This window comes from Geodermatophilus sp. DSM 44513, from assembly GCF_032460525.1.
Taxonomy (GTDB): Bacteria; Actinomycetota; Actinomycetes; order Mycobacteriales; family Geodermatophilaceae; genus Geodermatophilus.
In genome coordinates this window covers 118,685-132,163 of sequence record NZ_CP135963.1, presented here as the reverse complement: position 1 = coordinate 132,163, position 13,479 = coordinate 118,685, and the positions used below count along the sequence as shown (strand labels likewise).

The 13,479-nt window shown below is 74.7% G+C and carries 13 protein-coding genes and 1 riboswitch; of the genes, 7 read left to right on the top strand and 6 right to left on the bottom strand.

The window, feature by feature from the left end; all coding sequences use genetic code 11:
- Positions 1–7 precede the first annotated feature (7 nt).
- The 3 genes from RTG05_RS00640 to RTG05_RS00630 are packed head-to-tail and all read left to right on the top strand — an operon-like array spanning position 8 to position 2,453.
- On the top strand, positions 8–1,273 hold the full coding sequence (locus RTG05_RS00640) for a cytochrome P450 family protein (RefSeq protein ID WP_166527024.1): 1,266 nt from the start codon (positions 8–10) through the stop codon (positions 1,271–1,273).
- 41 nt (positions 1,274–1,314) lie between these two features.
- Positions 1,315–2,025: a TcmI family type II polyketide cyclase gene (locus tag RTG05_RS00635; protein WP_166527023.1), complete on the top strand. Its 711-nt coding sequence runs from the start codon at positions 1,315–1,317 to the stop codon at positions 2,023–2,025.
- Positions 2,022–2,453, top strand: a complete 432-nt coding sequence (locus tag RTG05_RS00630) for a VOC family protein (protein WP_166527022.1) — start codon at positions 2,022–2,024, stop codon at positions 2,451–2,453. Before RTG05_RS00635 ends, RTG05_RS00630 begins: the two co-directional genes overlap by 4 nt.
- 449 nt (positions 2,454–2,902) lie before the next feature.
- Here RTG05_RS00630 and RTG05_RS00625 read toward each other — a convergent pair whose 3' ends face one another.
- Positions 2,903–3,559: an RHS repeat-associated core domain-containing protein gene (locus RTG05_RS00625; protein WP_166527021.1), complete on the bottom strand. Its 657-nt coding sequence runs from the start codon at positions 3,557–3,559 to the stop codon at positions 2,903–2,905.
- A 562-nt stretch (positions 3,560–4,121) separates the two neighbouring features.
- Positions 4,122–4,266, top strand: a riboswitch (cyclic di-AMP (ydaO/yuaA leader).
- 269 nt (positions 4,267–4,535) lie between these two features.
- On the opposite strand from RTG05_RS00625, the gene RTG05_RS00620 reads away from it, so the two are divergent.
- Positions 4,536–5,138: an aggregation-promoting factor C-terminal-like domain-containing protein gene (locus RTG05_RS00620; protein ID WP_315912178.1), complete on the top strand. Its 603-nt coding sequence runs from the start codon at positions 4,536–4,538 to the stop codon at positions 5,136–5,138.
- A gap of 117 nt (positions 5,139–5,255) precedes the next feature.
- On the opposite strand, the gene RTG05_RS00615 is transcribed toward RTG05_RS00620, so the two are convergent.
- Together RTG05_RS00615 and RTG05_RS00610 are read right to left on the bottom strand one after the other, a co-directional pair.
- Positions 5,256–6,245 carry an LLM class flavin-dependent oxidoreductase gene (locus RTG05_RS00615; protein WP_166527019.1) on the bottom strand — a complete coding sequence of 330 codons (990 nt, stop codon included), beginning with the start codon at positions 6,243–6,245 and terminating at the stop codon, positions 5,256–5,258.
- Between the two features lie 41 nt (positions 6,246–6,286).
- The gene (locus tag RTG05_RS00610) at positions 6,287–8,131 is read right to left on the bottom strand and encodes an ABC transporter ATP-binding protein (protein WP_166527018.1); all 1,845 of its coding nucleotides are present in this window, start codon (positions 8,129–8,131) and stop codon (positions 6,287–6,289) included.
- Positions 8,132–8,193: 62 nt separating this feature from the next.
- Here RTG05_RS00610 and RTG05_RS00605 point away from each other — a divergent pair, with 62 nt between their 5' ends.
- The 3 genes from RTG05_RS00605 to RTG05_RS00595 all read left to right on the top strand — a co-directional run bounded on the left by RTG05_RS00605 (position 8,194) and on the right by RTG05_RS00595 (position 10,246).
- Positions 8,194–8,613: a MarR family winged helix-turn-helix transcriptional regulator gene (locus RTG05_RS00605; protein WP_315912177.1), complete on the top strand. Its 420-nt coding sequence runs from the start codon at positions 8,194–8,196 to the stop codon at positions 8,611–8,613.
- A gap of 117 nt (positions 8,614–8,730) precedes the next feature.
- Positions 8,731–9,159, top strand: coding sequence for a DUF1707 SHOCT-like domain-containing protein (locus RTG05_RS00600; RefSeq protein ID WP_166527017.1), 429 nt, complete (start codon positions 8,731–8,733; stop codon positions 9,157–9,159).
- A 1-nt stretch (position 9,160) separates the two neighbouring features.
- On the top strand, positions 9,161–10,246 hold the full coding sequence (locus tag RTG05_RS00595; RefSeq protein ID WP_166527016.1) for a DNA glycosylase AlkZ-like family protein: 1,086 nt from the start codon (positions 9,161–9,163) through the stop codon (positions 10,244–10,246).
- Here the strand turns inward: RTG05_RS00595 and RTG05_RS00590 are convergent.
- The 3 genes from RTG05_RS00590 to RTG05_RS00580 form a co-directional block, all read right to left on the bottom strand.
- Positions 10,236–11,654: an amidase gene (locus tag RTG05_RS00590; protein WP_166527015.1), complete on the bottom strand. Its 1,419-nt coding sequence runs from the start codon at positions 11,652–11,654 to the stop codon at positions 10,236–10,238. The two genes, RTG05_RS00595 and RTG05_RS00590, sit on opposite strands and share 11 nt — an antisense overlap.
- A 2-nt stretch (positions 11,655–11,656) precedes the next feature.
- Positions 11,657–12,379 (bottom strand): alpha/beta fold hydrolase, encoded by a 723-nt coding sequence (locus tag RTG05_RS00585; RefSeq protein WP_166527014.1) that lies wholly within the window; start codon positions 12,377–12,379, stop codon positions 11,657–11,659.
- Between the two features lie 89 nt (positions 12,380–12,468).
- Positions 12,469–13,407, bottom strand: coding sequence for an AraC family transcriptional regulator (locus tag RTG05_RS00580; RefSeq protein ID WP_166527013.1), 939 nt, complete (start codon positions 13,405–13,407; stop codon positions 12,469–12,471).
- Between the last annotated feature and the right edge of the window lie 72 nt (positions 13,408–13,479).

Genomic DNA, 13,479 nt, shown 5'->3' with positions numbered 1-13,479 from the left:
AGACGACATGACCCAGACCGCACCCGCACAGGCGACGGGCGACGACGTCGTCCCCGGCGCGGAGATCTACACCCCGGAGTTCCGGGCCGACCCCTACCCCGTCTACGCCCGGCTGCGCGCCGAGCGGCCCGTGGTCAAGGTGCGCACGCCGCGGTTCGACTCCTTCCTGGTCACCCGCTACGACGACGCCCGGCAGGCGCTGTCGGACGGGCGGCTGTCCAAGGACCTGTACCGGGCCGGCGACACCTACCTCGCGGTGTTCGGCGAGAAGGCGCGGCAGATCAACACCAACATGCTGAACTCCGACCCGCCCGAGCACAGCCGGCTGCGCCGCCTGGTCACCCAGGCGTTCACCCCGCGGCGGATCGAGGCCATGCGCCCGCGCGTGGAGGAGATCGTCGAGGGGCTGCTCGACCGGATGGCCCCGAACGGGCGGACCGAGTTCGTCGACGAGTTCGCCCTGCGGCTGCCGCTGGCGGTCATCGGCGACCTGCTGGGGATCCCCGAGTCCGACCACGAGGAGATCCTCGCCGGCACCCAGGTCATCCGGACCGTGGGCACCGGCGGGCGCAGCCCCCAGGAGGACCGGGCGGCCATCGGGCAGGCCCAGGAGCGGCTGCACGCCTACTTCACCGGCCTGGTCGCCGCCAAGCGCGCCGAGCCCGGCGAGGACCTGGTCAGCGCGCTGATCACCGCCCGCGACGGCGACGGCCGGCTGTCGGAGGCCGAGCTGGTCTCCACCTGCTTCCTGCTGCTGTTCGCCGGCTACCAGACCACCTCGGACTTCCTGGGCAACGCGGTCGTGGCGCTGCTGACCCACCCCGAGGAGATGGCCGAGCTGCTGGCCGACCTCGACCGGGTGCCCGACGCCGTGGAGGAGCTGCTGCGCTTCGACGGCTCGGTCCCGGTGTCCAGCTTCCGGTTCGCCACCGAGGACCTGGAGATCGGTGGCGTGACCATCCCCGAGGGGTCGATCGTCACGATCGTGCTCTCCTCGGCCAACCACGACCCGGCCCTCGTCGAGGACCCGGACGCCCTGGACCTCAGCCGCGGCGACACCCCGCACATGGCCTTCGGCCACGGCGTCCACTACTGCCTGGGCACCGCCCTGGCCCGGCTGGAGGCAACGACGGCGCTGCGGCGGATCCTGGTCCGCCTGCCCGACCTGCAGCTCGCCGTCCCCGTCGAGGAGCTGCAGTGGCTTCCGGCCGCCTCGGCCTTCCGCGGGCTGCTCGAGCTCCCGCTGACCTTCTCCCCCTCCCCCTCCCCCTGATCCCCGGCACCCACCACCTCCCAACCCGCAGAGGAGCAGTCATGACCTGGCGTCCGTTCCGCAACGTGATCGTCTGCCACATGGTCCCCGGCAGCGAGGACAAGGTCGGTCCCGTCTTCGGCCAGTACGACCCCACCACCCGACCGCAGGACCTCGGCGTCGTCGGCCGCCTCCTGCTGTCCTACGAGGACCTCTACCTGCACGTCATCGAGCGCAAGGAGGACCCGGAGATCTCCGGCCAGCGCCGGGGCCTGCCGGCGTTCCAGCAGATCGCCGAGGCCATCGCCCCGTACGTGACGCCGTACCCGAGCTACTGGCAGAACCCGTCGCACTCGGTGGCCAAGCAGTTCTACGAGTGGTTGCCCGAGGGCGACGTGCCCGAGGACCGGGAGCTGACCGTCATCGTGCAGCGGATGAAGCCCGGCTCGGAGGCCGACATCGCCCGGGTGTTCGCCGAGTCCGACGCCACCGGCCTGCCCGCGGAGACCGGCGTGACCGGGCGCTGGCTGTACGGGATCGACGACTGCTTCGTGCACCTGCTCGAGCAGGACGCGGCCAAGGCCGCCGCCGTCCGGGCCGACCACGAGTCCCAGGCGCCGGCCCCGGCCTTCATCAAGGTCATGGAGGCGCTGCGCCCCTACGTCAGCCCGTACCGGCCGGAGACCTGGCAGAGCCCCAAGGACTCCGTCGCCCACGTGTTCTACCGCTGGCAGGCCGAGGACTGGCACCCCGAGCTGGAGCCCGCCCGATGAGCCTGCGGGGGTTCAACGCGCTCATGTTCCTGGTGGAGGACGTGGCCGCGGCCACCGAGTGGTACACCGAGTTCCTCGGCGTCCCGCCGGTGTTCACCCGTCCCGGGCGGGGCGGGAAGGCCATCTACGCGAAGTTCTCCGTCGGCGAGCGCGAGGACGAGCTGGCCCTCGCGGACGTCAGCCGGGCCCCCGAGGGCCGGCTTGCCGGGCCCGGCGGCGCGGTCGTGCACTGGTCGGTCGACGACGTGCCGGCCACCCTGGCGCGCCTGACGGCGATGGGCGCCCGGGAGTACGTGCCGGTCACCCCGCACGGGCCGTTCGTCACCGCGATCGTCGTCGACCCGTTCGGCAACCTGCTGGGCCTGCACGGCGTCGCGGCCACCCCGCACTACAGCGACGAGGACCTCGCCCCCGCACGGTCGAGCTGACTCGCGGCTGGTGGCCGGCCCGGGATCCCCCGGGCCGGCCACCGTCCTATCACTCTCACAGTCTCCCGAGCAAGCGTCCCGCTCCTTCAGCGTGCTCCATTCCGTAGCCTTTCGCTTCGGCTACCCATCCTGCCCCGTCAAGGGCTGTGTCCACTAAGCGTTGGGCCGATCCCGATAAGCGGATCCACCACTCGGTCGAACTGTTATCTATCCCCCTTCACTCCGTTTCCCTCACCGGCAGGATTTTTTGGCTTACGAAGTCGTCTTCCCTCAATTGTGAAAGCGATGACGGACACGCAGAGCAGAGCCACTCGTACACCGCTTAGCCAAGCTGAGTCATCCTCCTCGTTGACGAAGTAGAGGACGCTGCCCAAGAAGAGGGTGACTGCACCGATCCAGGAGTACATACTTCGTCTGACATCAGGACCCACGCCTACTTCTCCCTACTCTCAACTGAATTCACAACCGATGCCAGCGATTCCGAGGGCTCTGCCCCCGTAGACAACGCCAGTCTTCACCGCAAAGGACTGGGGACTGAAAGACAAAGCAGCACCCAAGATGGCTCCACTGCGACAGAAGAAGGTCTTGACGCTGTACTTGTTGGGCCCGGGGTCGGTCGCTCCGCAGTAATAGCCGCCGGTCGAAGAGTTCACGAAACACCGCTCCAACCCGAGTGGGTCCACGAAGTTGATCGGATTGCTGGCGGCGTATTCGTAGCGGTTGGCGCGGCGGGGATCGCCGAGAGTCTCTAGGGCGTCTTGCTGGGTGAAGCGGCCGACGACGGGGTCGTACCAGCGCTGGCCGGAGCGGACGAGGTCGGGGTCGCGGTCGATGGTGCCGCCGGCGTAGCCGAACAGTTGGTAGGACTTGATGGCCGAGGCGTTGACGCCGGTGGCGGTCATGCTGTCCCAGGGGTCATAGGTGTAGGCGGCGGTCTGGGCGCCGGTGTGGTTGATGGTGGCGACGATGGAGCCCAGGCCGTCGAGGGCGAGGTAGTGGGCGTTGGCACAACGATAGCCAGCGGGGTGCCCTGGGCAGTCCCTGGAGATAGCTGAGGCGGCTGCCCCCGTCGGTGTAGGACTCGACCACCGGCAGGCCGGCGTCATCGGTGCGGCCGTAGGTGTAGGTGCGTCCGCGGCCATCGGTGATCAGTTCGGTCTGGTCGGTGCTGGCGTAGGTGTAGGCACCGCCGCTGTAGCCGTCGGTGAAGCCGGTGAGCTGGCCGGCGCCGTTGTAGGTGTAGGAGCCGTGGCTGTCGGCGGTGGTGTTGCTGGCGGCGTCGGGGGAGCAGCCAGCCACAGCCAACCTCGAGGGGAGAAGAGACGGGACTGAGCACCAGTCCATGAGGCATTATGTGCTCAAGCTGCGATGACACGCTGTTCAACACGCCGTACTCGGAGCGGCGGACCGGTCCGGCCGACGACCACCCGTCGCCTCGTTCCACCTACCGTGACTCCTGCCCGTCCCGGCAGTGAGGATCACCCGACTGCAGACCTCCCCCACGTCAGGGCCGTCGCGGACGGTGAGCCGGTGAGCGCGTGTCCCGGTGTGTCGTCGGCCTGTCGCCGGACGGGACGGAAAGGTCCGCCCCAGCGTTTGTCACGGGATGGTCACGGCCTTACGTTCTGGGCGTCCGGACGGTCGTCTCCTCCCCAGCCGGGGAGCCCGCGCCGGATGCCGCCGAGTCGCACACGCGAGCCGGGGACCCACCTGTACCACCGGGGTGAGTCCCGCTCCCGGACACCCGGGAGCGGGTAGGGCACTCCCAGCCCGAACCCGTCAGCTGACCTGGTAGGCGGCCAGGGGAGAACGGAGCACCACCGCGCGCCCGGGGCCATCTCGCCCCCGCGCCCACAGGTCCGGGACCGTCGCGCTCCCGCCTGCCCTCGACCAGGACCCAGCCGTCGCACGGCACCCCTGCAGCCGGACCGAGTCCGCCGTCCGGCCGGTGCCGCACGCCCGGCTGCCGATCCCTGCCCGTCCCGGCCTCGAGCCACGACTCCCCCGTCCGACCCGCACCCCACGCGCCGTCGGCCGTCGACGCGCGCGCCCACGCGAACAGCACCCCAGGAGACCCGCCCGATGCACGCACGCACCAGCACCCGCCGCGCCCTGCACCTGCTCACCGCAGCCGGCACCATGACCGTCGCACTGACCTTCACCGGCCAGGCCGTCGCCCAGGCCACCCCGGGTGACTCCGGCCGGGGCTGGGACGGGAACCGCTCCGACGGCGACCGGCAGCGGTGGGACCGCGACGACGCGGCCGACGCCCCCGCTCCCGCCGCGGAGGCCGCCGCACCGGCGGAGGCCCCCGCGCCCGCCCCGGCACCCGCGCCCGCGCCGGCCCCGGCGCCTGCACCGGCTCCCGCCCCGGCGCCTGCCCCCGCCGCCACCGGGACGCAGGCCTACAAGGACTACGCCGCCGGCCAGGTCGGGGACGCCGCCCAGTTCGACTGCCTCGACGTGCTGTGGGAGGCCGAGAGCGGCTGGAACCCGGACGCGCAGAACCCCACCAGCACGGCCTACGGCATCGCCCAGTTCCTCGACTCGACCTGGGCGGCCACCGGCATCGCCAAGACGTCGGACCCGTACCGGCAGATCGACGCCGGCCTCATCTACATCGAGGACCGCTACGGCAGCCCCTGCGCGGCCTGGTCCTTCCACGAGGCCAACAACTGGTACTGAGCACCGGCCGCTGACCGGTCGCCCGTGCCCCCCGACCGGGGCACGGGCGACCGGGCGGCGGACTCCCGGCCCCCTGCAGGGGCCCGTCGCGAGCGCGCGAGGGGCGGGGGTCCTCCGTCAGGCCGGGGCGAGAGCCATTGCCTCGGCGGTGAGCTCGACGGAGCGCAGCCGGCCCTCCACACCGGGGAACTGGTGGGCGACGATGAGTTCGTCGGCACCGGCCTCGGCCGCGAAGGCGGTCAGGTACCGGCGCACCTCGTCCGGCGTGCCGACGGCGGTGTGGGTCAGCATCGAGTCCACGTGCACCCCCGCGCCACCCTCGAGCAGCAGCTGGGCCTCGTCGTCCGACATCGGGCGGCCACGGCCGAACAGGCCCACGGCCAGCCGGCGCCGGGCGGCGCCGAAGGCCTCCTGCGCGGCTTCGTGGGTGTCCGCGGCCACCGCGTTCACACCGGCGATCACGTACGGGGCGTCCAGCTGCGCCGACGGGCGGAACTCCCGCCGGTAGGCCTCCACGGCCGGGCGCAGCATCGCCGGGGCGAAGTGCGAGGCGAAGGCGTAGGGCAGGCCCAGCGCGGCGGCCAGCGTGGCGCCGAACGTCGAGGACCCCAGGATGTACAGCGGGACGTTCGAGCCCCGGCCGGGGACGGCGTGCACGCCCGGCACCCGGGACTCCCCGGTCAGGTACCCCTGCAGCTCCAGCACGTCCTGCGGGAAGCGGTCGGCCGAGCCCGGGTCGCGGCGCAGTGCGTACATGGTGTTCTGGTCCGAGCCCGGCGCGCGGCCCAGCCCGAGGTCGATCCGGCCGGGGTGGGCGGCGTCCAGGGTGCCGAACTGCTCGGCGACGGTCAGCGGCGAGTGGTTGGGCAGCATGACGCCGCCGGCACCCAGCCGGATCGTCGAGGTGTGCGCGCCGACGTGCGCGATGAGCACGCTGGTCGCCGAGGAGGCGATGGTCGGCATGTTGTGGTGCTCGGCGTACCAGACCCGGCGGTAGCCGGACCGTTCGGCCTGCTGGGCCAGGGCGACGCTGGCGGCGATGCTCTCGGCCGGCGTCTGCCCCCGGGAGATCGGCGCCAGGTCCAGGACGGACAGCGGGGTGCTCATGCCGGGCCCAACCACCGCCGTCCCGCCGTCCTTCCCACCGCTCAGGCGGCCAGCGCGGGCTGCCGGTCGCCGGCGGCCACCAGTGCCGCGTAGCGACCGCCCCGGGCCAGCAGCTCCTCGTGCGTGCCGGTCTCCACGACCCGGCCGGCGTCGAGGACGGCGATCCGGTCCGCGTGCCGCACGGTGGACAGCCGGTGCGCGATGGTGATCGTCGTCCGCCCCCGGGCGGCCTCGTCCAGCGCGGCCTGCACCGCCCGCTCGGTCCCGGTGTCCAGCGCGCTGGTGGCCTCGTCGAGCACCAGCACGCGCGGGTCGCGCAGCAGCGTGCGGGCGATGGCCAGCCGCTGCTTCTCCCCGCCGGAGAACCGGTGCCCGCGGGCGCCGACGACGGTGTCGTAGCCCTCGGGCAGGCCGACGACCACGTCGTGGACCTGCGCGCGGCGGGCGGCGTCCTCGATCTCGGCGTCGGTCGCCTCGGGCCGGGCGTGCCGCAGGTTCTCCCGCACGGTCGTGTGCAGCAGGTAGGTCTCCTGCGCCACCACGCCGACCACCCGGGACAGCGTGTCCAGCGACAGGTCGCGCAGGTCGACGCCGTCGACGGTGACCCGGCCGGCGGTGGGGTCGGCCAGCCGGGCGACCAGCGAGGCCAGCGTGGATTTGCCCGAGCCGGTGGGGCCGACCAGCGCCAGGGTCGTGCCGGCGGGGACGGCGAGGTCGACGCCGTCCAGGGCCGGCCGGTGCCCGTCGGGGTAGGTGAACGACACGCCCTCCAGGCGCACGTCGCCGCGGACGCCGGCCGGGTCCAGCGGCACCGGGTCGGCCGGGTCGTCGACCTCCACGGGCAGGTCGAGGTACTCGAACACCCGGCTGAACAGCGCCATCGAGGCGGTGACCTGCACGCCGACGTCCAGGAGGCCCATGAGCGGGCGGAACAGCGTGCCCTGCAGCGCGGTGAAGGCGACCAGCGTGCCGATGGTCATGCCGCCGGAGGTCGCCGGCAGCCCCGCGGCCAGGTAGACGAGCGCCGGGATGCCGGCGAAGACGATGCTCATCGTGGCCATCCGCCAGCGGCCGGCGAGCTGGGCGCGCACCTCCAGGCCGACCAGGTCCTGCGAGGTGTCGGCGAAGCGGCGGGACTGGGCCGGCCCCGCGCCGAGGGTCTTGCCGAGCAGCACACCGCTGACCGACAGGCCCTCCTCGACCTGGGCGTGCATGTCGGCCAGGTGCCGCTGACGCTCCGCGGTGACGGTGCGCCGCATCCGGGCGACCTTGCGGGTGAGCAGCACCGCGGGCGGCAGCACGACGAGCGAGAGCAGCGACAGCCGCCAGGACAGCGCCACCATGGCCGCGATCGTGCCGACGACGGTGGTCGCGTTGGACGCCAGCGACGTCGCCGTCGAGGTGACCACCGACTGCATGCCGGAGATGTCGTGGGTGAGCCGGGACTGCACCTCCCCGCCGCGCGTGCGGGTGAAGAAGCCCAGCGACTGGCGCTGCAGGTGGCTGAAGACCGCCGTCCGGAGGCCGTGCATGACCCGCTGGCCGACGGTGGTGGACAGCCAGGTCTGCACCACGCCGAGGACGGCGGTGGTCGCGGTGACGGCGAGCATGCCGAGGACGGCCCAGACGAGCAGCCGCACGTCCTGCCGCGGCAGCGCCTCGTCGATGACCAGCCGGACGAGGAACGGCGTCGCCAGCGCCACCGCGGAGGAGACGACGATGAGCACCACGACCACGGCGACCTGCCAGCGGAAGGGCGTGAACAGCGCGGTCACCCGGCGCAACGGCACGGGGTGGCGCTCGAGCTGGGCGCGGTCGGCGGGGTCGGACCGCTGCCCGGGGCGGCCGCCGCCGCCCGGTCCCCTGGTGCCCTCGATGGCGACCACCTCCTGATGATGAGGTTACCTCACCGTGAGGCAACAGCAGGACGGCCGCTAGGCTTCCCGGCGTGCCGGACGACGACGCCGAGATGCTGGGCGAGCTGCTCGTGCGGGTCGCCCGCGGCCAGCGCCGGCGGTGGCGGGACGCGCTGGCCCCGTGGGAGCTCTCCCCCCACCACGCCCGTGCGCTGCGCGTGGTCACCGCCCGGCCCGGCACCCGGCTGTCCGACCTCGCCGAGGCGCTGCACATCGCGCCGCGGTCGGCCACCGAGGTGGCCGACGCGCTGCAGGCCCGGGGGCTGGTCGAGCGGGCGCCGGACCCCACCGACCGGCGCGCCGTGGTGCTCACCCCGACCGACGAGGGCCGCCGGGTGCAGGCCGAGATCGCCGCGGCCCGGGCCGCCGACACCCGCGACCTGTTCGCCCGTCTGGACGCGGCCGACCGCGCGACGCTGGCCCGCATCCTGCGCACCCTGGCGGACGACTGAAGAAGGACCACTCTTCCCCCCACGCCTCGCGAGCTCGGCGCGGGCCCCTGAAGAGCGGCCACCCCCCGCCTGCCGGAGGGCCGGTTCCGGCAGGGCTCCTGTGCCACGATCGGGAACGTGATCGAGCCGGTGCACCCCGACCAGCTGCGCGTGTCCGACCCCGAGCGGGCCGCGGTGCAGGAGAGGCTGCGCCGCGCCGTCGGGGCCGGGCAGCTGGACCTGCACGAGTTCGACACCCGCGTGCAGGCGGTCTGGGCCGCCCGCACCCGCGGTGACCTGGCCCGGGTCACCCGCGACCTCCCCGAGCCGCCCCCGGCCGCACCTCCCCCGCCGCCGTTGGACCGCTGGTTCAGCGACGACGACGCCGGCACGGCGATGCGCGTGCTGGCCGTCGTCTGGGCGAGCATCGCCGCGGTGAACCTGCTGGTGTGGGGGCTGGTCTCGGTCACCAACGACGACGTCTACCCGTGGTGGATCTGGCTGTCCGTCCCCGGGGGCGCCCTGCTGGTGCTGTACGTGGTCGGCATCGGGCGGCCGCGGCGTTGACGTGACCCCCACCCTCACCCGCCGGCAGGTGCTCGACCTGCGGGTGCACGCCCAGCAGCTCGGCCGCGTCGCCGGGGACCCGGCCGACACCGCCGTGCTCGACCTCGGTGTGCAGGACACCGGGCCCGACGGCGGCCGGTGGGCACTGGCGCTGCGCGGCGTGGACGCCCGCGACGGCGAGCTGGCCACCCTGTGGACGCTCCGCGGCGCCCCACACCTGTACCGGCGGGCCGACCTGCCCGGCGTCGTGGCGGCGACCGCCCCGTTCTCCGAGGCCGACGCGGCCAAGCGCGTCTTCGACGCCGCCAAGCCGCTCCGGGCCGCCGGGATCGGCACCCTCGAGGCGCTGGACACCGTGGCCGCCACCATGCGGTCGGTGGTGAGCGCCCCGATGGTCAAGGGCGAGGTCTCCGGGCGGCTGACCGAGCTGCTGCCCGCGCCCTACCTGCGCCACTGCCGCCCGTGCGACGCCACGCACCTGTTCGAGCAGCCCTTCCGGCTGGCCGCGCTGCGCGCCGGCCTCGAGCTCGAGCCGGGCACCTCACCCCCGGTGCTGCGCCCGGTGCCCGGACTCACACCGGCCACCGAGGTGCCCCCGCACCTGGACGTCGTCCGCGGCTACCTGCGGCTGCTCGGCCCGGCGACCCCGGCGCTGGTCGCCGGCTACCTGGACGCGCCGGTCGGGGACGTGCGGGCCCGGTGGCCGCAGGACGCCGTCGAGGTGACGGTGGACGGTGAGCGGCGCTGGCTGCTCGCCGAGGACGCCGCCCGGCTGGCCGGTGTCCCGCCCGCGCGCGGCGTGCACCTGCTCGGCCCGTTCGACCTGTTCCTGCAGGCGCGTGACCGGCCGCTGCTGGTCGCCGACCCCGCCCGCGCGAAGACCCTCTGGCCGGTGCTCGGCCGGCCCGGCGCAGTGCTCGCCGACGGCGACGTCGCCGGCACCTGGCGGCCACGCAAGGCCGGTGCGTCCCTGGTCGTGGCCGTGGAGCTGTGGGCGCCGGTCGCGCGCGAGCAGGTCGTCACGGCCGCCGAGCGTCTGGCCGCCTCCCGCGGGGTGGCCCTGCGGCAGCTCGCGGTCACGGACTGACCTCCGCCACCGGGCTGCGCAGCAGGACCCGGTCCGGCCGGGCGGCCTCCAGCTGCGCCGCCAGACCGAGCACCAGGCCGTCGGCACCGGGAGCCGCACCCAGGTGCACACCCACCGGCAGCCCGTCGCGGTCCAGGCCCCAGGGCAGGCTCAGCCCGGGGCCGCCGGTCACGTTGTAGACCCCGACGAACGGCGACAGCCGGAAGATCTCGGCGAACAGCTCCCGGGCGCTGCGGTCGGTGTGCAGCTCACCCAGCGCCGGCGCCGGCTGCGCCGTGGTCGGGCTCAGCACCACGTCCACCCCGCGCACCGCCGTCGCGAGGACCAGGGCCAGCCGGCGGACCTGCAGCTGCGCCTCGACGAGCTCGGCCGCGGTCGTGCGCCGCCCCTGCTGCAGCAGGTCGAGGACCGCGGGCTCCAGCGTGTCCGGGGAGGCCCGGCGGCCGGTCTGCCGCTCGAGCGCGTCGACGGCCGCGGCGAGGTGGCCGGCGACCACCCGCCCGAGGACCGGCCCCACCTCGGCGGCCGCCTCGATCGCGGGCAGCGGGACGACGGCGTGCCCGAGCCGGTCGAGCACTGCGGCGCTCTCCCGTACCGCGGCGACGTGGGCGGGCGCGACCGGCCGACCGGCCGGCGCCTCCTCCAGCAGGCCCACCCGGCACCGCGGTGGCGCGCCGAGCTCGGGCGGGACGGCGGGCAGCGCGTACGGCTCCCCCGGGGCGGGCCCAGCCGTCACCGAGAGCAGCAGCGCGCTGTCGGCGACGGTGCGGGTGACGGCGTGCTCGTGGCTCAGGCCGGCCCAGTCGTCGAGGCGGAACGGTCCCATGGGGTTGCGGCCCCGGCTGGGCTTGAGGCCGACCAGCCCACACCAGGCGGCCGGGATGCGCGTGGAGCCGCCGCTGTTGGTGGCGTGCGCGGCCGGCACCATCCCGGCCGCCACCGCGGCCGCCGCACCGCCGCTGGACCCGCCGGCGGAGCGGCCGGGCCGCCACGGGTTGACCGTGGCGCCGTGCAGCAGCGGCTCGGTGGTGGCGTTCAGGCCCAGCTCCGGGGTGTTCGTGCGACCGAGGACGAGGGCGCCGGCGGCCTCCAGGCGGGCGACCAGCGTCGAGGTGCCGCGGGCGGGCAGGCCGGCGAACAGCCGGCTGCCCCGCGACAGCGGCAGCCCCGCCACCTCGGCGTGCAGGTCCTTGACCAGCAGGGGCAGCCCGGCCAGCGGGCCGGACGGCGGCCCGGTGCGGGCCAGCCGGCGCAGCGCCGGCTCGGGGTCGAGGGCGACGACCGCGTTCAGCGGCCCGTCGCGCTCCTCGATGCGTCGCACGGCGGCCTCGAGCACCTCCCGGGCGTCGACCGCGCCGGAGCGCACCGCGGCGGCCAGCGCGGCCACCGTGCCGTCCAGCAGCTGCACGGTCAGTCCCGCCCGGCCTCGACGAGCTTGTCGGCCAGGCCCGCCGGGTCGGAGAAGAGCACCTCGTGCGAGCCGTGCATCTGCACCAGCCGGAACGCGCCCAGCCGCGAGGACATCCCCGGGTGCCAGCTGAACTCGGCCGCCGGGAAGACGTTGTCGTCGGTGGCGTGCAGGTAGGAGCGGGGCACCGGCAGCTCCGCGAAGCCGGCCAGCGCCAATGGCTCGGTGGAGCGCGCCAGCGGCTCGGGGGTCATCCGCGCGTACGCGGCGCGCGCGGTGTCCAGGTCGGCGTCGTTGCAGAAGCCGTCGCGGAAGGACTCGAACGGCAGCATGACCGTCCCGTCGCCGGCCGCCTCCGCGAGTGCCTGGAACGCCGGAGCCACCGATGCAGGGACCTCGTCGAAGACCGCGGCGCCGTCCCGGACGACGTAGGCGTTGTGGAAGACCATCCGCCGCAGCCGCGCCGGCACACGCAGCGCCACCTGCTGCACCACCGCCCCGCCGAAGCTGTGCCCGACCAGGACGACGTCCCGCAGGTCGCCGTCCTCCAGGAGGTCGACGACGGCGTCGACCACCTGCGTCATCGTCACGGCGGGGTCCCCGGCCGGGCCGTTGCCGGGCAGCGTCGGGGCGTGCACCTCGTGACCGGCGGCCTCCAGGTGGTGCCGGACGCCGTCCCAGCACCCGCCGTCGTGCCAGGACCCGTGGACGAGGACGAACCGCATACCCGCTCCCAGTGCTGCGTGTCCCGGTGCGCCGCCTGCCGGTGCACCGTGGGAGGTGGACGCTAGGGAGGCGGGGTGCGCGGCCGCTGTCAGGTGCCTGCCGGGTACCGGTCAGCTGCGTGCCGGGCCCGCCACTCGGCGGGCGTGACGCCGTGGGTCCGCCGGAACCAGGCGCCGAGGTGGGACGCCGAGGCGAAGCCGTACCGGGCGGCCACGTCGGCCACGGTCGCGTCCGGGGCGGCCGCCAGCACCCGGCCGCAGGCGCGCAGCCGCTGGGTCCTCACGTGCTCGGCGGGGGTGCGCCCGCCGGTGGCGAAGGCCCGGTGCAGCTGACGGACGGACACCGCCAGCCGGCCGGCCAGCCACGGCACCGACAGCGCGGGGTCGTCCAGGTGCCGCTCGGCCAGCCGCTCGGCGGCCACCCGCAGCGCCACCAGCGGGTCGCCGGCGGTGTCCCCGACGCTGCGCCGCAACAGGAGGTGCAGCAAGGAGTCGAGGACGCCGGCCAGCTCCTCCCCGTCGGGTCCCGGGGCACCGGACACGGCGGCCATCAGGTGCGGCAGCTGGCCGGCCAGCGGCCGCCCGCCGCTGCCGAGCGGCACCGAGCGGACCGGTCCGTCCAGTGCGGGGCAGGTCCGGGCGACTCGCGCGGCGGGCAGCGCGACGAACAGCAGAGACGACGGCGCCGGGTACTCCACCGCGAAGGGCTCGCCGCCGGGGACCACCACCAGCCGGTCGGGGCCGATCGGGCCCGTGCCCGCCCGGTGGGTGATGCGCCCCCGGCCGCGGCGGGCGAGCAGCAGGAAGACGCTGCCCGCGGCCGCCGACGCGGGGTCCGCGCGTCGTTCGGCGGCCAGGGGTCCGATGCGGGCGGAGACCAGGCGGGCGTCTCCGAGCGCCACGTCCACCAGCGTCGCCTCGAACCGGTCGGCGGACGGCGCGTGCACCACCTGGTCGACCAGCGACCCGCCGACCGCGTGGGTGAAGGAGCTCAGCCCGGTGGGTCCCACGAAGCGTTGCGGCACCACGCCTCCCTCCCACCGGGTCCCGGGGCCGGATGCTAGGCGGCTCGCGCCCGGTGGCGAGGGACGCGCACCCCG